The sequence below is a fragment of the Youngiibacter multivorans genome, from assembly GCF_017873395.1.
GTDB lineage: Bacteria > Bacillota > Clostridia > Clostridiales > Clostridiaceae > Youngiibacter > Youngiibacter multivorans.
Window position 1 is genome coordinate 47,332 of sequence record NZ_JAGGKC010000004.1, and the last position, 17,920, is coordinate 65,251.

15 protein-coding genes are annotated in these 17,920 nt (G+C 45.7%); 10 read left to right on the forward strand and 5 right to left on the reverse strand.

The genetic code is table 11. The features are described 5' to 3' along the window. The first annotated feature begins 10 nt into the window (after positions 1 to 10). Genes J2Z34_RS03465 through J2Z34_RS03475 form a run of 3 tightly spaced genes read left to right on the forward strand, consistent with a single transcriptional unit; the run spans position 11 to position 2,812 of the window. The gene (locus J2Z34_RS03465; protein ID WP_209458471.1) at positions 11 to 1,039 is read left to right on the forward strand and encodes an ABC transporter substrate-binding protein; all 1,029 of its coding nucleotides are present in this window, start codon (positions 11 to 13) and stop codon (positions 1,037 to 1,039) included. Positions 1,040 to 1,046: 7 nt separating this feature from the next. Further along, positions 1,047 to 1,994 carry an ABC transporter permease gene (locus J2Z34_RS03470; RefSeq protein WP_245250497.1) on the forward strand — a complete coding sequence of 316 codons (948 nt, stop codon included), beginning with the start codon at positions 1,047 to 1,049 and terminating at the stop codon, positions 1,992 to 1,994. After that, complete coding sequence (locus J2Z34_RS03475; RefSeq protein ID WP_209458472.1) at positions 1,991 to 2,812, forward strand: ABC transporter ATP-binding protein; 822 nt, start codon at positions 1,991 to 1,993, stop codon at positions 2,810 to 2,812. The genes J2Z34_RS03470 and J2Z34_RS03475 overlap by 4 nt, the downstream gene beginning before the upstream one ends. Before the next feature lie 296 nt (positions 2,813 to 3,108). Here J2Z34_RS03475 and J2Z34_RS03480 read toward each other — a convergent pair whose 3' ends face one another. Further along, the gene (locus J2Z34_RS03480) at positions 3,109 to 4,071 is read right to left on the reverse strand and encodes an aldo/keto reductase (RefSeq protein ID WP_209458473.1); all 963 of its coding nucleotides are present in this window, start codon (positions 4,069 to 4,071) and stop codon (positions 3,109 to 3,111) included. 414 nt (positions 4,072 to 4,485) lie between these two features. Here J2Z34_RS03480 and J2Z34_RS03485 point away from each other — a divergent pair, with 414 nt between their 5' ends. Further along, positions 4,486 to 4,827 carry a thioredoxin domain-containing protein gene (locus tag J2Z34_RS03485; protein WP_209458474.1) on the forward strand — a complete coding sequence of 114 codons (342 nt, stop codon included), beginning with the start codon at positions 4,486 to 4,488 and terminating at the stop codon, positions 4,825 to 4,827. Between the two features lie 150 nt (positions 4,828 to 4,977). On the opposite strand, the gene J2Z34_RS03490 is transcribed toward J2Z34_RS03485, so the two are convergent. The 4 genes from J2Z34_RS03490 to J2Z34_RS03505 form a co-directional block, all read right to left on the reverse strand. Then, positions 4,978 to 6,279, reverse strand: a complete 1,302-nt coding sequence (locus J2Z34_RS03490) for a DUF4825 domain-containing protein (RefSeq protein WP_209458475.1) — start codon at positions 6,277 to 6,279, stop codon at positions 4,978 to 4,980. Positions 6,280 to 6,331: 52 nt separating this feature from the next. Further along, positions 6,332 to 6,628 (reverse strand): hypothetical protein, encoded by a 297-nt coding sequence (locus tag J2Z34_RS03495; protein ID WP_209458476.1) that lies wholly within the window; start codon positions 6,626 to 6,628, stop codon positions 6,332 to 6,334. Then, positions 6,609 to 7,100, reverse strand: coding sequence for an RNA polymerase sigma factor (locus J2Z34_RS03500; protein ID WP_209458477.1), 492 nt, complete (start codon positions 7,098 to 7,100; stop codon positions 6,609 to 6,611). The genes J2Z34_RS03495 and J2Z34_RS03500 overlap by 20 nt, the downstream gene beginning before the upstream one ends. A gap of 240 nt (positions 7,101 to 7,340) precedes the next feature. Next, entirely contained in the window at positions 7,341 to 8,354 is a 1,014-nt protein-coding gene (locus J2Z34_RS03505) for a LacI family DNA-binding transcriptional regulator (protein WP_209458478.1), read from the reverse strand. Positions 8,355 to 8,501: 147 nt separating this feature from the next. Here J2Z34_RS03505 and J2Z34_RS03510 point away from each other — a divergent pair, with 147 nt between their 5' ends. The 6 genes from J2Z34_RS03510 (at position 8,502) to J2Z34_RS03535 (ending at position 17,627) form a co-directional block, all read left to right on the forward strand. Further along, the gene (locus tag J2Z34_RS03510) at positions 8,502 to 9,665 is read left to right on the forward strand and encodes an aconitase family protein (protein WP_209458479.1); all 1,164 of its coding nucleotides are present in this window, start codon (positions 8,502 to 8,504) and stop codon (positions 9,663 to 9,665) included. 11 nt (positions 9,666 to 9,676) lie between these two features. Beyond that, a complete protein-coding gene (locus J2Z34_RS03515) occupies positions 9,677 to 11,449 on the forward strand; it encodes an aconitase/3-isopropylmalate dehydratase large subunit family protein (RefSeq protein WP_209458480.1) in 1,773 nt (590 codons plus the stop codon). A 38-nt stretch (positions 11,450 to 11,487) separates the two neighbouring features. Then, positions 11,488 to 12,564 (forward strand): 3-isopropylmalate dehydrogenase, encoded by a 1,077-nt coding sequence (gene leuB / locus J2Z34_RS03520; RefSeq protein ID WP_209458481.1) that lies wholly within the window; start codon positions 11,488 to 11,490, stop codon positions 12,562 to 12,564. A gap of 10 nt (positions 12,565 to 12,574) precedes the next feature. Continuing rightward, entirely contained in the window at positions 12,575 to 14,509 is a 1,935-nt protein-coding gene (locus J2Z34_RS03525; protein ID WP_209458482.1) for an aconitate hydratase, read from the forward strand. 542 nt (positions 14,510 to 15,051) lie between these two features. After that, positions 15,052 to 16,512, forward strand: a complete 1,461-nt coding sequence (locus tag J2Z34_RS03530; protein WP_209458483.1) for an SLC13 family permease — start codon at positions 15,052 to 15,054, stop codon at positions 16,510 to 16,512. A 191-nt stretch (positions 16,513 to 16,703) separates the two neighbouring features. Beyond that, the gene (locus tag J2Z34_RS03535) at positions 16,704 to 17,627 is read left to right on the forward strand and encodes a hydroxymethylglutaryl-CoA lyase (protein ID WP_209458484.1); all 924 of its coding nucleotides are present in this window, start codon (positions 16,704 to 16,706) and stop codon (positions 17,625 to 17,627) included. Positions 17,628 to 17,920: the final 293 nt, after the last annotated feature.

Consider the following 17,920-nt stretch of genomic DNA (forward strand, 5'->3'; position numbering starts at 1 on the left):
AGTGAAGGAAATGAAACGTAATGGAAAGATAATCAGCATAACCTTAATGACTGCAATGGTAACCTTGCTTTTCGCTGGCTGCGCCGGTAAAAGCACCACTGAAACCACATCACCTTCCGCCACGGCACCCGCGAAGATTCGGGTCGCTATAGTGCAGCCACTGAGCCATTCGTCGCTTGACCAGATCAGGGAGACCATAGTTTCTGAGCTGGAAGCTTCGGATGTAGAGTTTGAAATCACAACACTAAACGCCAACGGTGACACCTCCTCCCTTTCCACAATCTTAAGCAACGAGAAGTCCAAGGGAGTGGACATTGTGGTTCCAATAGCCACTTCAACAGCCCAGAGCGCAAAGGTGGTATTTGACGGTGAAAAGACACCCATAATATTCGCAGCAGTGTCTGATCCGGTTGCTGCGGGCCTTACAGGAGATGACAGCAAGAACATAACCGGCGTTTCCAACAGCATACCGGCTGCAGAAATAGTGAAGCTTATTTCAAACTTCCAGCCGGATTTCAAGAAAATCGGATTCCTCTATACCTCAAGCGAAGCTAACTCTGTATCTACCATCAATAAAGCTAAGGCATACTGCGATGCAAATGGAATAGCTTATGAGGAATCTTCAATAGCAGCACTGAGCGACCTTCAAAGTGCAGTAAACAGTCTGCTTTCAAAGGGAGTGGATGTTCTTTATACGGGCAATGACAACAGCATAGCATCAGCAATGACCACATATACAGACGCAGCCTACAGCAAGGGTGTACCAGTATACTGCGGCGCAGATTCAATGGTTGCTGACGGCGGATTTGCCACAATCGGGGTAAACTATGTTCAGCTTGGCAAGCAGGTTGCAGATATGGTTGTAAAGATAGCCAAAGGATCTGAGCCTTCAGAGATTCCTTATGAGACTTTAAGCGAGTACGCAAAGTTCATCAACCTGCAGGCGGCTGACAAGTTAAGTTTCGAGCTTACAGATAAGATGCTTGAAGGCTACAAGGTATTGGTTGAGCAGGATGGAACCAGCCACTTCGGAAAGTGAGTGAGGGATGATGTACGTTGACATGCTCATTTCAGCTCTAGGCCAGGGAATAATATATGCCCCCATGGCCCTGGGGATTTTCATAGCCTTCAGGATACTTAATACACCGGACCTTACCATAGACGGGAGCTTCGTCTTCGGTATGGCTGTCTGTGCCATTGTAACCATTGGAGGACATCCGGTCCTTGGAATTCTTGCAGGTATTCTTGCTGGTATGGCAGCAGGGCTCGTAACCGGATTTCTACAGACCACATTCCGCATTAATCCCATACTTTCGGGAATCCTGACCATGACAGGTCTATATACGGTTAACTATGCGGTTCTTGGAGGTCAGTCCAACCGCTATCTCCAGAGCATGGTAATCAACAAGAGCGGTGTTGAAGCACCGGTATCCAGCAGGACCATTTACAAGATGGTTTCACTTTCAGAGAATGGCGCAGTATCAGAGCTCATCCTTTCTGGAATCATCGTGGTAATACTGGTAGTAATGCTTGCCGTATTCTTCAAGACCAGGCCTGGTCTTGCCCTTCGGGCGACAGGCGACAATGAGGAAATGGTAAGGACCTCCTCAATTAATGCCAACCTCACGAGGAGAATGGGGATAATGCTTGCCAACGGACTTGTAGCACTGTCAGGAGCCATGCTCTGCCAGCAGCAGCGGTATGCGGACCTTGGGAACGGCAATGGCATGCTGGTGGTCGGCCTGGCATCCGTAATCATTGGCCAGGCTATATTCGGGAAGCGTGGAGTGACACTCAGCGTGATTTCAGCGGTCGTCGGCTCTGTTCTTTATAGAATAATACTGCAGGCTGCATATCAGATAGACATGCCAAGCTACACTGTAAAGCTGATTTCAGCGCTTATAGTTGCCATATCCCTTACACTGCCACTGATCAAGGAAAAGATTGATGCGGTCCAGATGAGGAGATCAGGCGAGGGGAGGGTGGACAGATGAGCAGGCAGGAAGATCAGAAACAAAGCCAGCTTTCAATCATCCACCTGTGCAAGAGCTTCAACACGGGTACTCCCAATAAGATGGTTGCCCTTGACGATTTTTCACTTGAAGTTCCAAAGGGAGAGTTCATAACCATCCTTGGATCAAACGGAGCGGGAAAATCCACACTTTTCAATGCTATTCTAGGGAAATTCCTTCCCGACAGCGGCAGGATAATACTAGACGGCGACGACATAACCTACAAGAAGGACTATAAACGTGCCGCAAAAATAGGATGTCTTTACCAGAATCCTTTACGAGGCACGGCTCCCAACATGACCATCGAGGAAAACCTTGCACTTGCCTATACGAGGTACGCCTCACGTTCATTTTTCGCAATACACAAGAAGGACTCGGAATATTTCCGTCAGCTTCTGGCTACTCTGGACCTGGGACTCGAGGACAGGATGAAAACCAAGATGGGACTTTTATCCGGAGGGCAGCGCCAGGCTGCATCACTTCTTATGGCAACTGTAGCCAAGCCAAAGCTTCTGCTTCTCGATGAGCACACGGCAGCGCTTGATCCGGCAACCTCAAAAAAGGTTCTGGAAATCACCAACCGGATCATCAAGGAAAACAATCTGACAGCACTTATGATAACTCATGACATGAATCAGGCTTTAAGCTTTGGAACACGTACCATCATGATGGATGCAGGAAGGCTTGTCCTGGACATCACAGGAGAAGAGCGGACCAGAATGACTCCCAGGGAATTATCAGAGCTTTTCTCAACCAAATCCGGCCACCTTCTATCAGACAGGAGCATGCTATCAATCTAGGTCTTTATGGCTGAACTTTTGGCGAAGATAGAATGCTGGATTTGAAACCTGAAATCGAAAAATTCGAGCCGAAGGCAATAGGAAACATACGTCAGTCTAAAATTGGTGTGCACACTGATTAAGCTAAATTAATATCGAACCTAAAAAATAATGCAGGCCAGCCTGATCAAAAAAGATCTGGATAGCCTGCATTATTTTTTTTCAAGGGATGGCAGACATCTGCTTTCGCCATTTTGAGTCAATCGAAGCAAGAGTTCCTTAACAGTAAGGTTAAATTTGAATTAACTTAGGATTCTTCAAATCGCACCAACAATCTTATGTGGGACGTATGGCTCTTCGAGGTAAGTGACTTCATCGGCTGTAAGCCTGACGTTCAGGGCTCCTGCGGCATCATCGAAATACTTGGCCTTTGTTGCACCTATTATTGGAGCTGTAACACCCTTAGCCAGATGCCATGCAAGTGCAATCTGAGTCATGGTCGCACCATGCTTTTCTGCAAGCTCATGGACACGCTGAACAATGGCATAATCCGTTTCCTGGGTGCTGTCGTACTTGGAGACGGCTGTCTTGTCGGTCTGGCTTCGCTTGGTTTCAGCATTCCAGTCCAGACGTGCGAGTCTGCCTGCTGCCAGTGGGCTGTATGGTGTCAGAGCGACATTCATCTGACGGCAGATAGGAATCAGTTCCCTCTCGTCCTCACGGTAAAGCAGATTATAATGGTTCTGCATGGATGAGAAGGGTGTCCATCCATTCTTCTCAGCGACAAATTGCATGTTATGGAACTGGTATCCATACATTGCTGAAGCACCCAGAGCCCTCACCTTACCAGCCTTTACAAGGCTGTCCAGAGCTTCCATGGTCTCCTCGATCGGAGTTCCATAATCGAACCTGTGGATGATGTATAGGTCGAGATAATCGGTGCCAAGTCTTTTAAGAGAAAGGTCAATTTCTCTCTGGATTGCCTGCTTCGAAAGCTTGCCTTCGTTGAAGTAGACCTTCGTGGCAAGAACCACCTTGTCACGGGCGACATTATTCTTTATCGCACGACCCAGGTATTCCTCACTGGTACCTGCAGAATATGTGTTGGCGGTGTCAAAGAAGTTGATTCCCAAATCCAGAGCTCGCTTCACGAGTTCCTCGCTGTCCTCTGCATTAAGTGTCCATGCGTGGAAATTGGTGCCGGGGTCACCGAAGCTCATGCATCCTACACAAAGGCGAGAAACCATCAGATCTGAATTTCCAAGCTTTGAATACTCCATTTTTTGCCTCCTCGATATTTTCCTTGGTCCAGTAATTGAAAACAGAACTACAAAAAAGTAAGTTATACCTGATGTCCATGATCATTGAATCTGTTACTCTTATTCTAATCCTTTGAGTCAACTCCAAGTCAAGTGTTATTGATCAATTCCCCTGGTAGTTTCATAATGAGTCTATCCATAACAATTCTGTGATTGTAAGAGTATTGTATTAAAGTCTTTAACGTCCTAGTATTAGTATACGACAGCGATTTGAAAAGTATTATTGAGAAGCAATGGGGGGTAAGAACGGAAATCCCACAAAAGATGAGGGATTAATCGTAGATATCCCACAAAAGATGAGCGAATGATTATGCTTTGTATCTAAAAAATGGATTTAGAAATTTTGCAAGGAAAGTTGAAGCATTGAGGTGTGAAATGAACGAAATTCTGGATATCAAGTTACTCAGTTCCATATGTACCAGAAACGAGTATTATCTCAAGAATACAATTGAAACAGCGGACAGGCTAGGATTGAAATACAGGATTGAAAGAGTTACCGACAATGAGGTGCTGAAAGCCTATGATGTCTACAACAGGTGCAAATCAGGGGCGTATTGCCCGGGATGCAACCGTCTGAATGATTTCAGGTTTGGAGACGATTCGACCATGTATGCTCCCGCCCTGGTCATCGATGGTAAGGTTGTTCTGCACAGCTGCATATTCACCAAAGAAGTTGTTGAAGGTGTGTTGTCAGGGTATGCTGGCCAGGAAGAATGATAGGAATAGAGCTCGAAAGCTCTATTTCAGTACCTTCATTGCATTAACTTTGAAAATATGATTACATGTAGAAAAGGCAGGTGCTTGAAGCATCTGCCTTTGAAATATATATACAATTTGGATATGTGTCCGAAGATTCAATGTCAGCCCTTAATTTGAATCTACCAGATTCCCGGAGGTTTCCAGAAATTCAAGCACTGCTTCCATAGATTCACCAATGTCCTTTACCTCATAGCCAAGCATATCTGATGCTTCAGCTGCATTTAGTGTGAAGACAACATCCCTGCGGGTTATTTCAATATAATCAAGATTTTCAATTAGACCAAGCAGCAGGATGGCATCTGGAGTAAGGTCAAGATCATTGAACTCTTCATGAGTTGAGCTGTAAATGATCTTAAGGCCATAGGGCTCCATGGATGTCTCAAGCTCTATGGTGTAATCTCCTAATCCGGCTAATCCAGTCTTTCCTATAAGTTCTGATACCGCTGAATTGTTACCTATGTATTCAACCCTTGCATCATACAGTTCTTCAGCAAGCTGCTTCAGCATGATGCTGCCGTTGAACGAGATAGGGTCAGATGTACGGGTAAGGGTATAGTGCACCTTTTCCCCATCTGCAAAAATCTCGAGTCCCGGTATATCGTTTGTAAAATAGTTGACCTGATATATGTGGTAATCATCTGCAGGGACTCCGGATAAGCTGGTATAGCTTATCTTAAGTGCAGAGCCCTTGAGCAGGCTTCTTGACATTCCTTCTGCAGTAACATCCACTACGCTGGTAAGACCCTTGTTATAGATTACATAGTCGGTATTTGTTCCATCAGGGCTCGTGACCTGGTGTTCAAGAACATAGATGCCGTCTTCGGAACCTTTCGATTCTTCAAGCCATTCAGCGATCGTCCTGTTTCCTGAGTATTCCTCGAAACGCATCCCAGAAACCGTACCTATGCTGCTGGTTGAGAATGTACCCCTGTAAGCCATAAGACCGAATGCGAGCACAGACATTACCAGAACTGGAATGAGTATTGCAGCAATAAGTATCCAGCCAAGTCCCTTATCATTCTTCACACGGGCTTTGGTTGACCTTGATTCCGCTGGCACAGGCTCACCGCAGCTGGCACAAACCTCCCAGTAGGATTCAACTGGACTGTTGCATTTCTGGCATCTGCCCTTAAGCTGTGTGCCGCACTGGGGGCAAACCGCATAATTCTCAGATACAGGGCTCTGGCACTTGGGACATTGCATTGCAGTATGGTCTGCCCTCACTATGAGATATATGATAAGCCCGATGAATGTAGGGGAGAAAACTGAGATCAATGTCCAGAGTACTGCGTTCATACCTCTGCTGGCCGCATCCCTGTAGACATAGATTCCTATCATTATTGGAATAACCAGAAACAGCATTGAAGCTGCCAGAACCACAATAAACACCCCAAAAGTAGATATAGCCATATCAATAACTTCCTTTCAATTAGAAATTCTTCATAATTCTGTTATCAGCTTGTCATGCTTCAAGGATTGACCTTAGATTAATAGGATATCTCTTTGCAAAGACAGCTGCGATAATTCCGCTGCCTGCAAGTGAAGCACCTAAAAGTACAAGGCATGCCATACCAGCCGCAAGTGAGTACGGTGCTATGATGAATGCAAGCATTACCAGGCATATGTTGCTGATGAGAGATGCAATTGTGAGAATAAGCGTACGTTTCGCAAGCTGTCTGGCATATACGATTTCCATGAGCTTCTTTTCATCAAGCACCGGCGGCTTGTAGCTGTTAAAATCATAGCTCAACTTCATCATTCAACATCTCCTTTAGAAGTTTCTTTGCCTTGCTCAGCCTCGACTTCACGGTTCCTGGCGGAACTTTCAAGGTGAAGGCCGTATCATTTATGTCAAGGTCCTGGTAGTAGTAAAGGATGATCGTTGTCCTTAGCTTATCAGGCAACCCTTGCACAGCTTCATGCAGTTCACTGAAATCATGAGCCTCTACAGCTGAAACATTTTCCATCACTGAATCCTTGGCTTCCTGTGACCTGAAGCCATCGAAAATGAGGCTTCGGGACTTCTTTCTAAGCTGGTCCCTGTATGTATTCACACATATTCTGGTTAGCCAGCCTTCAAATCCATTTGTCTTATCATATAGCTCAATCTTTGCGCATACCTTCAGCCATGTCACCTGATAAAGGTCGTCTGCATCGGAAGGGTTGGTGCAGAGGGTTCGGCACAGGCCATAGAGACGTCTGCCGTGCTTCTCAATATATTGATCGATCATCCTCTCTACCTCCCTTCACTAACATATACGTATGGTGAACACAAAAGGTTCACTTTGTTTTAAATTCTTTTTACGTCTCTCAAAGCCGCAGATGCCTGCAATAAAAAGAAGATGACTCCCACAAGCAGCAGGTGCCATCTTCATTTAAACATAATTCCTGGTAAGAGTCCTCTTGGCATGAAAATTTTGGGTTAGCCGATCATGAACAGGCTTTCTTGGTTCTCTGACTTCACCTGAGGATCATATCCTGCATGAGTCCCGATATAGGATCTGGGGTTCTTTAACCGCATGGATCGGTTCTTTGGCTGTATCGTTGAGTATACTCTCAGCAATTGCTATGGATTCTGATGCCATCTCTTCTGAAGGGATTGAGACTACTGTTATGGATGGTGTCATATACTCAGTGGTGTCAGCTCCGAGTAGTCCGAAAGAAATCATCTCAAGCTCATCAGGAATATTGATCTTTTCCTGGTTAAAGATTTTGGCAGCTCCTATAGCCAGTACATCTGAGTCACAAAACAGTGCCTTAGGTAAATTTCCCCTGCGGATAAGCTTTCTGGCTGCATTTGCTCCACCCTCATATGAGTGCTCGGCCTTGATTACCATGGATGGGTCAATGTCCATCTTCAGTTCTCTGCATGCATTAAGGAAGGACTGAGTTCGGAAGCTTGTAGCTATAGCAGACCCTTCTGTAGTAATCACAGCAACCCTCTTATGTCCTTTCTTTGCAAATATGGATGCTGCCTCAAAGGCAGATGCCTCGTCATTGCTCCTTACAGTGTGGAAGCTTTCGAGATACCTGTTGAAAAGTATAACGGGGATCTTTGATTTTGAGCTGGCTAGGAAATCCATGTCCTTAGCTGAAGCTGCACCTATAATTGCTATGTTATACCTGTTCTTGTTGGTCAATCCGATTTCCTTGTACAAATAGTCGTTAGTATATGTGCAGACTACGAGGTCCACATTAAGGCTTCTTCTCTTTACTTCATTCTGAAGGCCGACCAAAATTCTGGCCAAAAAGGAAGCCCTGTAATCAAGTGGCCAGTAAAGTGCAATTACAGGCTTGCCTTCATCGGCGCTTCTTAACCTTCTGGCGACATTGTTAGGTTTATAGCCCAAAGTCTTGACCGCTTCTGAAACCTTCAGCGCAGTTTCTTTGGCAACCTGCCTTTCCTCGGCCTGTCCGTTTATGACGATTGACACTGTCGATATGGATACGCCCGCAAGGGCGGCGACATCTCTAATTGTAGGCATAGTAACCCATCCTTCAACGTTTGTATAAATAGCATAGGAAAAAAGCTTTTTAATGTCAAGCTTAAAACGTTTTAATTAAACCATTGACAAAGATTTAATTTATGATAACATTCTCTTAGAACGTTTTAAGTAATGATGAGGAGTATGATGAAGATGACATGGTCACAGGGAATTTTAGCCAGGGCCTCCGGTAATGAAGACATTCAGGCAGGACAGATTTTGAGACTTAAATTTGATAATTGTATTATCAATGATGGGGCAGGACACAAGGCAATTGACCTGCTGGATCGCGAAAAGGGCATAAGAAGCCATGATTCGGTGACTGTTATCCTTGACCATAACATTCCGGCCGGCAGCTTCGAAAGCGCATTCATACAGAAGAAGCTCATCGATTTCGCGAGGGATAACAATACTGATTTCATTCAGTCGGCGGGGACCACGTACGAGCTGATGCTGAATCAGGTAAAGGAAGGAAGCCTGTCCGCAGTCTGCGGTAACCACCACGGTGCCTTTGGAGTGAACGGTGCACTTGGAATACGGCTTTCAGTTGAAAAGATGGCAGAGCTTCTCATGAACGGGGAGATTGAATATATAGTGCCTGAAGCAATCAATGTGGAATTGTCAGGTAGACTTCCAGATACAGCTTCAGCCAGAGACTTCATGTTGGGGCTTGTTTCTGAGTTAGGAGAGGAAGCCTTCAGGGGACACGTGGTCGAGATTACAGGTGAGTCTGTAAGGACACTTGGCAGGACTGACAGGTTCGTCATTTGCAGCCTGATGAGCAGGACTGGCGCTGAGTCGGTACTCATGAAGGAAGAGAAGACAGAAGGGTACCTTAAGACCATCTCATATGACCTTGGCAACGCTAAGGCAGTAGTAACTCTTCCGGGTGATTTGAAGACAGTGAAGACAGTTGATGAGCTAAAAGGAACTAAGATGTCAGCAGGTTTTATCGGGGCGTGCACAGGAGGCCATATCGAGGACCTGCGCATGGCAGCTGAGATACTGAAGGGCAAGAGGATAAAGCTTGGATTCAGACTCCTGATAGGCTGTGTGAGCAACGAAATATATCTTCAGGCTATGGATGAAGGCCTGGTTGACATATTCTTTGATTTTGGAGCCCAGTTCACGAATCCTGGCTGCGCATCATGCAAGACAACTTCAATAGGAGTAGTCGGAGACGGAGAAAGCCTTATCTCAACAGGATCATATAACTTTGCCGGATGCGCGGGTACAGAGGATTCAAAGATATACCTTGCGTCCGTGGAGACAGTAGCAAGAACAGCCATATCAGGGATTATTGGGGAGTGAAGGGAGACAATATGGGAAATTTATTAGTTGGTAAGGTCTGGAAGCTTCCGGATGATGTTGATACGGATACGATAATACCGGGAAGATATGGAGTATTGCCTACAGCAAAGGCCATGAGCAGACACTGCATGGAAACCCTGAGACCGGAGCTGGCATCAAGCGTAAATCCAGGGGATATATTCGTGGCAGGCAAGAATTTCGGCTGCGGCAGTTCAAGGGAGCAGGCTCCTGCCTGCATAGCGGCACTGGGAGTAAAGGTCATAATTGCAAAATCCTTTGCCAGGATATTCTACAGGAACGGAATAAATAACGGCATGATGCTGATAGAGAGTCCTGATGTGCCTGACAACTGCGAGGAAGGGGACATCATCACTATCGAGGTCAACAAGAGCATAACTGTAAACGGCAAGACCTTCGCTTTCCCAATCTTCCCGGATAACGTTAGCGCAATCATAAAAGATGGCGGTCTGGTTGAAAGATACAAAAGAATGAACGAAGAAAAGGAATTCTTCAAGACCAAGGGACATACCATGGCGGAGAAGATCCTTATGAGGAATACAGGCTTATCGGACCTGGAGCCAAGGCAGCTTGTTACCGGAAAGCCTGACATGTGCATGATCCATGACATATACACTCCTTTCGTGATACAGCAGCTCGATAAGATGAAGTTCAAGGAGCTTGCGAATCCTGATAAGGCTGTAATTGTTTTGGATCACCTGATGCCCACTAACCAGGCGACAGGTGACCCGAGACATTACCGTGCAGGCATAGAGCTTCATGAAAGGTTCGGAATAAAGAAGATACATATAGGTGAAGGCATCTCCCACAGCCTGATGCATGAGAAGGGTTATGCGCTTCCTGGTACCCTTGTGGTAGCGACAGACAGCCATACGCCTACATATGGCGGAGGCGGATGCTTCTGCACTGGGATAGGGTTCACTGAGATGGCGGCAACACTTGGAAGCGGCGAGCTCTGGCTCAAGGTTCCACATGCAATCAAGGTCGTGGTTGAAGGAAAGCTCCCGGAGGGTGTATATGCCAAGGACATAATACTCAAGATCCTGGGTGACATAAAGTCTGATGGCGGTACGGGTATGTCCATGGAATTCACTGGCAGCACATGCAAGGACCTGAGCATGCAGGCAAGGTTCACGATAGCTAACATGGCCCTTGAAGCTGGCGTTAAGACAGCGCTTTTTGAAGCCGATGAGAAGACAGCCGAATACTTCGGAATGGACCTGAAGGAAATCGAATGGATAAAGATAGATGAAAACGCGAAGTACCTCAAGGTCCTTGAATACAAGGCGGAAGAGCTTGTACCTCAGCTTGCCTGCCCGCAGGGAGTGGACAACGTGCATCCTATAGACGAGGTTGTCGGGACACCACTCAATGAAGTCTACATCGGCTCATGCACCAACGGAAGCATCGAGGACATGAAGGTTGCAGCCGATATACTTCAGGGTAAGAAGATAGCAAAGTTTATGAAGCTGGTTATTATACCTGCAACGCTCCATGTCTATAAGGAAGCCATGAAGCTCGGATATATCAAGACCTTCATAGATGCTGGAGCAATGGTCTCACATCCATGCTGCGGACTATGCTGCGGACAGCCCTACGGGCTTATGAGCGACGGTGAGGTTGTGCTTGGAACCAACAACAGGAACTTCATAGGAAGGATGGGGACCAAGAAATCCCTGATATACCTATCGTCACCTGCGGTGGCTGCAGCAAGCGCTCTGGCAGGACATATCGCAGACCCGAGAAAACTTGATAGAACCTTTTGATTCAGTATAGATAAATAAAAAAGGATGGGGAGAAAAGAATGAACTACAAGATAGCGGTAATACCAGGAGACGGAATAGGTGTAGATGTAATCAACGAGGCTGTAAAAGCTCTTGACAAGATCGGGGAGCTCTACGGACATACATTCCAGTACGAGTACAGGCTGGTCGGAGGCTGCTGCGTAGATGCGTACGGAGTTCCAATACAGGATGAGACCATCGACGTATGCAGAAACAGCGATGCGATACTTTTCGGAGCTGCCGGCGGCCCCAAGTGGGATAACCTTCCTTTTGAACTGAGGCCTGAAAGAGGACTTGGAAGACTCAGGAAGGAATTCAACCTGTTCGCAAACTTAAGGCCTTCCAAGATATACGAGGACCTGAAGGAAAAGTCTCCTCTCAAGAACAGGGTAATTGAGAAGGGCGTAGACATAATGCTGATAAGGGACCTTACAGGAGGAATCTATTTCAGCGAGAAGGGAAACAGGATCGGCAAGTACGGTGAGGAGGCCTATGACGTTGAGTGCTACAGCAAGTTCGAAGTGGAGAGGGTAGCAAGGAAGGCCTTTGAGATAGCCATGGGCAGGAAGAAGCTGGTCACAAGCGTTGACAAATCAAATGCGCTATTTAGCGGAAAGCTCTGGAGAGACACAGTTGCAGAGGTAGCCAAAGATTTTCCTGAGGTCAGGCTTGAGAACATGCTTGTTGACAAGGCTGCAATGGAGATCGCATGCAATCCAAGCAGATTTGACGTAATACTCACAACAAGCATATTTGGAGACATACTGTCTGATGAAGCTGGAGTAACCACAGGATCAGTTGGAATGCTGCCGTCAGCAGCCATAAACGAGAAGGGATTCGGACTATACGAGCCAATCCATGGAACAGCTCCTGATATTGCAGGAATGGGAATTGCAAATCCATTGGCGTCATTCGCAGCAGTTGAAATGCTCCTCAGGATCGGACTGGGTCTGGATGAGGAGGCTGCCGCAATAGACAGGGCTATCAACAAGGTCCTCCATGACGGATACAGGACAGGAGACATATTCATGGAAGGCAACACCAAGGTAACAACTGCAGAAATGGGTGCGCATACTGTAGAAAGAATCACGAAGTAAGGAGTAGAAAATGGGATTAAGCATAACTAACAAGATTCTTACAAATCATCTGCTTGAAGGAAACCTGAATCCTGGAGAACAGGTTCTGGTTAGCGTTGACCAGACCCTTGGCCACGATTTGACTGGAATAATGGCAGCCCAGGTTCTTGAAAGTGTAAAACCGGAAAAGCTGAGCACAGAAACCTCAGTATTCTACTGTGACCATAACACTTTAGCGGTATCTTCAGAAAACGCTGATGACCATATGTACCTCAAGACAGCCGCAGAAAAGTACGGACTGTTCTTCTCAAAGCCAGGAAACGGCATATGCCATTTCCTGCACTGCCAGAGATTCGCAAAGCCTGGCAAGATAATGCTTGGGGCAGACAGCCATACTCCGACATCAGGAGCACTTGGAATGCTTTCAATAGGAAGCGGTGGCCTGACTGTAGCGAAGAGCATGCTTGGCGAAGGCTTCAGGATGACAACGCCTAAGGTGATCAACATCAGGCTTACCGGAAAACTGAACCCTGGTGTTGCAGCTAAGGATATCGCCCTGGAGGCGTTAAGGATACTTACTGTCAAGGGCGGAATCGGAGCCATAATCGAATATACCGGAGAAGGGGTCAAGACTCTTTCTGTACCTGAAAGGGCGACCCTTGCAAACATGAGCATAGAGCTTGGAGCAACCACAGGCGTTTTCCCGAGCGATGAGGTGACCTATCAGTTCCTTGTTGCAGAGGAAAGAGCTGCAGACTGGGTAGAACTTCTTCCTGATGAGGATGCAGTATACGACAAGGTAGTTGAAATCGACCTTAACGAGCTTGAACCATTGGTAGCAAGACCACATATGCCTGACCTTGTATCCAAGGCAAGGGAAGTGGAGGATGTAAAGCCTAATTCGGTATTCATCGGAAGCTGCACAAACGCATCCTACTCAGATATACTCAAGGCTTCGAAGATCCTAAAGGGCCACAAGGTCCACAAGGACATCGACCTGACAATAGCTCCGGGATCAAAGCAGGTCCTTGAGCATCTTATAAGGGATGGCATTTTGGCTGACCTGGTTGAATCAGGAGCAAGGATTCTTGAATGCGCATGCGGACCATGCATAGGAATCGGACAGGTTCCATGTGCAAATGGAATAGCAGTGAGGACATCAAACCGTAATTTCCCTGGAAGAAGCGGAAGCCAGAGCGCTTCAGTCTACCTGGCAAGCCCTGAGACTGCTGCTGCAACCGCAATAACAGGCCATATAACCGATGTAAGGGACTTCATGGATGTCGCTGAACTAAGTGACTGCAGCGAGCCGGAAGCCTACAGGATTGACGACAGCTCATTCATAAAGCCCGGGGATATAGAGAATCCTAAGGATGTTGAAGTTATAAAGGGTGAGAACATAAGCGACCTACCAATGAGGGGTGCGCTTCGCGACAGGATCGAAGCTGTTTCAGTAATCAAGCTTGGAGACAACATCACAACTGATGACATAATACCGGGCGGATCGAATATCCTTAAGTATATCGCCAATATCCCGAAGTTCGCTGAATTCACATTCTGCTATACTGATCCTACCTTCGTTGAAAGGATCAAGAAGCTTGATTATTCAGTTATAATCGGCGGAGAAAACTATGGGCAGGGGTCAAGCCGTGAGCATGCTGCAATGCTTCCCATGTTCTTCGGGACAGAGGTAGTGTTTGCGAAGTCATTCGCAAGAATACACAAGGAAAACCTGATCAATTACGGTATACTTCCATTGGTGTTCAAGAATAAGGATGATTATGACAAGATAGACATGGACGATACGTTTGTCATTGAAGATGTATTAGAGCAGGCGGATACCGGAGAAATAGCCGTGAAGGTTCCGAACAAGGGTCTGGAATTCAAGACATTGCTGGAGGTTTCAGCATATGACCTCAGGGTACTGAAGGAAGGCGGAGCACTTAACTACCTTAAGAACAAATAAAGATATATTGACAGGATTCTCAGCTTAGCCTGCTTTATAAGGCAATCAGCTGGTGAACCTAAGCTGTTTTATGCAGTAAATAGAGTGACTCATGGAAAGCGCCAATTGAGGTATAATATATATCTCAGGAATGGTAGTAGTTCTGTGGGTCACTTTTTCAGACCATTTCCATTGACCTTCAATTTGAACAAAAGTTAGAATCAGATAATTTTTTTGTTTGATTTTTCTTCGAAGAGTTCTTTCAGAAGGATGCTGTTTGAATTTTGTTCGTTTACGTTTACACAGGTTAACAGAATTGATACCATCGACTAGAGAACTTGAAAACCATTGTGACAGTTTATTGATAGGAATCAACGGTAATGATATGGAATTAACAAAAATAGTAACCAAGTGTTAACTAAAGTGAACATAAATATCTGGTTATTACCTGTTTCAATTTGGCAAAACGTTATTATAGCAGTGGAATGAGTATTTTCTAATAGTTGGCATGATTATTGCTTAATTATTTGTGCGCGCAACACAATAATTTACGGGGGTAAAGTATGGAGAACAAAAAGAAACAGGGATATTCTACGGCTAAGATAGCAGGGTTATTCCTGGGATTGGCTGCTGCTGCAATCATTTTAATGCTTCCTGGAATATCAGGACTTGATGCCGTAGGCCAGAAGGCATTGGCATTGACCGCACTTATCGTTATATGGTGGATTACTGAACCAGTTCCAATATGGGTATCTGCACTGCTTCCAATAGCTGTGTCGCCTCTTATAGGACTTGCTGGCGTAAAGACAACTGCACAGGGCTTAAGTGTTTACGCTAACTATGCTTCGCCTGTAGTCCTTATGAGTATCGGTGTATTCCTTCTTGCAGCTGTAATTGAGAAGTGGGGACTTCACAAGAGGATCGCCCTCAATATAGTAGCTAAGGTTGGAAGCAAGCCTACAAGGATAATCATGGGATTTGCACTTGCTACAGGCTTCATTTCGATGTTCATGTCAAATGTAACTGCAACCGCAATGATGCTTCCAATAGGCATAGCCCTCCTAAAGCAACTCGGCTTCGACCATGAAACCGGATTCGCTAAGGCACTCATCCTTGCTATAGCTTTTGCGGCTTCAATCGGTGGCATGGGTACGATGATCGGATCAGGAACAAACATCGCAGGCTCGGCCCTGATGAAGGACCTGGCAAGCATTGACATAACATTCCTTGAATGGATGAAGGTGGGGTTGCCTTTCGTAATACTTTTCCTTCCACTAAGTGTCATAATACTTAACCTTGTATTCAAGGTAAAGGACGCAAAAATCGAGGATGCGGATACGATCCACAGGGAGCTCAAGGCTCTGGGATCCATGTCAAAGGCGGAAAAGCTGACTGCTGCATATGTAGTAATTGCAATAACCGGATTCGTACTGATGACTCAGCTCAAAAAGATATTTCCGATGATTGCAGATGAGAACTATGCTGTTTTGATCGGACTTGCATTGTTCCTCATACCAGTTGACTTCAAGGCAGGCACTTTCCTCATGGACTCAAAGACTGCCATCAGGGAAATTTCCTGGTCGACATACCTGCTTCTAGGTGGTGCTCTCGTTCTTGGAGATGTGTTCTCCAAGGCTGGTATCGCAAAATGGCTGGCGTCGTATATGGGCTTCCTTGCAAACCTTCCGGAAATCGGTGTTGTAATAGCCATAGCTATAATAGTCGCATTCATAACTGAATTTGCTTCCAACTTCGTTGTTGCAAGTGCGTTCCTGCCTCCAATCTATGGAATAGCAGTGGAGCTTGGAATCAACCCTATGCTTCTTATGATGACAGTAACCCTCTCAGCAAGCCTTGCATTCATGTTCCCGTCAGGAACCCCTACGAATGCTCTCGCTTTCGGAACTGGCTACATAGACATCAAGGACATGGTAAAGGGTGGATTCTTCGTAAAAATGATCGGTGTTATATTGTTCCCGGTGGTTTTCTACTTCATCTCCGCACCGCTTACAACATTGTTCTAAGCAAATAAAAGGCCAGAAAATCTTAACCAACTAAACATATTTGATTAGGTGACCTGAGCCATTTCGCTCAGGCCACTTTTTTTATTGGGTATTCAGTTGAATGAGTGCTTCTGGAAATATGACTGAAATGTTGGCATGGAAATTGCTTATATATTTATGATAGAAAATGCTTTAGTTTACGGGAGGCAAATATGATACCAACAAAAGTAATTGTAAGAGAAACGAGTCCAAGAGACGGATGGCAGAACCTCAGCTTTATTGAGACTGATGTGAAGGTTGCAGTAATCGAGAAGATTATCGATATGGGAGCTCCTGAGATAGAATTGACTTCCTTTGTCAATCCAAAGGCTGTCCCGCAGATCCAGGACGCAAACGAGCTTACAAAGCGCATTCTTGGAATGAAGTCAGAGAAGAAGAGCGACGTGAAGCTTACAGCTTTAGTTCCAAACAAGAAGGGTGCTGACAACGCATATGCAGCTGGAATAAGGACGATCGACCTTGTTGTCAGTGTAAGCGAGCTCCATAACAAGAGGAACGTGAACAAGACTGTTGATGAGAGCGTTGCATCGTTAAGGGAGATAATGACTGACCTTCCAGAGGACCTTGAGGTAAGGCTTGCCCTGGCATGCGTATTCGGAAGCCCATTCGGTGACGAAATCGATGTCGACAAAGTAATCAGGATAATCGATGAGTCAATGAAGATGGGTGTCAGGATCGTAGGACTTGCTGATTCAGCTGGACTGTCAACACCAGACCATACAGCGAACATAATCAGGAGGATCAAGGAGCATGCAGACCTGGACAAGGTGGCTGCGCACATCCATGATACCAGAGGACTTGGAATAGCTAACGCATATGCAGCATTCCAGGAGGGCGTTTTCAGATTTGACAGCGCGCTTGGCGGCCTTGGCGGATGCCCGTTCATACCTGGAGCAGCAGGTAACATTTCTACAGAGGACCTGGTCACCATGTTCAACAGGATGAACATCGAGACAGGTATCGATTCTGAAAAGATGTATGATGCCTCGCTTTACCTGTCACAGCACGTTAACGGAAAGTACAACAGCAAGATGCTTGACATCAACAAGCTGAAGGTTAAAAGCGAAGACAAATAGCATGTGTTCAAATCACAGGTTGTGTTGAGAAAGCGTAAATCAAGGTTGGTGTGGGTTAAGAGGTACGCTGATTTAATTATTGTTGACTTTGGTTAACATATATTAACAAAATGCTTGCTGGATTGAGATTTGAAACGGTGAATGTTGTCTGAAAAAGCGCAATTTCAAGTTGGCACGCTAATTGCTTAATAATATTTGGATGTATTGTCAATAAATTGTCTGGCACTGGTCATAACATTGGATCATCCCCACAAGTGCATAAGCTGCGATCATTTTGCCCAACTTCGGAGGAA

Excerpts from the sequence above, each read along its gene's own strand:
- J2Z34_RS03465 (WP_209458471.1), top strand. The coding sequence starts at position 11 with ATGAAACGTAATGGAAAGATAATCAGCATAACCTTAATGACTGCAATG.
- J2Z34_RS03470 (WP_245250497.1), top strand. The coding sequence starts at position 1,047 with ATGATGTACGTTGACATGCTCATTTCAGCTCTAGGCCAGGGAATAATA.
- J2Z34_RS03475 (WP_209458472.1), top strand. The coding sequence starts at position 1,991 with ATGAGCAGGCAGGAAGATCAGAAACAAAGCCAGCTTTCAATCATCCAC.
- J2Z34_RS03480 (WP_209458473.1), bottom strand. The coding sequence starts at position 4,071 with ATGGAGTATTCAAAGCTTGGAAATTCAGATCTGATGGTTTCTCGCCTT.
- J2Z34_RS03485 (WP_209458474.1), top strand. The coding sequence starts at position 4,486 with ATGAACGAAATTCTGGATATCAAGTTACTCAGTTCCATATGTACCAGA.
- J2Z34_RS03490 (WP_209458475.1), bottom strand. The coding sequence starts at position 6,279 with ATGGCTATATCTACTTTTGGGGTGTTTATTGTGGTTCTGGCAGCTTCA.
- J2Z34_RS03495 (WP_209458476.1), bottom strand. The coding sequence starts at position 6,628 with ATGATGAAGTTGAGCTATGATTTTAACAGCTACAAGCCGCCGGTGCTT.
- J2Z34_RS03500 (WP_209458477.1), bottom strand. The coding sequence starts at position 7,100 with ATGATCGATCAATATATTGAGAAGCACGGCAGACGTCTCTATGGCCTG.
- J2Z34_RS03505 (WP_209458478.1), bottom strand. The coding sequence starts at position 8,354 with ATGCCTACAATTAGAGATGTCGCCGCCCTTGCGGGCGTATCCATATCG.
- J2Z34_RS03510 (WP_209458479.1), top strand. The coding sequence starts at position 8,502 with ATGAAGATGACATGGTCACAGGGAATTTTAGCCAGGGCCTCCGGTAAT.
- J2Z34_RS03515 (WP_209458480.1), top strand. The coding sequence starts at position 9,677 with ATGGGAAATTTATTAGTTGGTAAGGTCTGGAAGCTTCCGGATGATGTT.
- leuB (WP_209458481.1), top strand. The coding sequence starts at position 11,488 with ATGAACTACAAGATAGCGGTAATACCAGGAGACGGAATAGGTGTAGAT.
- J2Z34_RS03525 (WP_209458482.1), top strand. The coding sequence starts at position 12,575 with ATGGGATTAAGCATAACTAACAAGATTCTTACAAATCATCTGCTTGAA.
- J2Z34_RS03530 (WP_209458483.1), top strand. The coding sequence starts at position 15,052 with ATGGAGAACAAAAAGAAACAGGGATATTCTACGGCTAAGATAGCAGGG.
- J2Z34_RS03535 (WP_209458484.1), top strand. The coding sequence starts at position 16,704 with ATGATACCAACAAAAGTAATTGTAAGAGAAACGAGTCCAAGAGACGGA.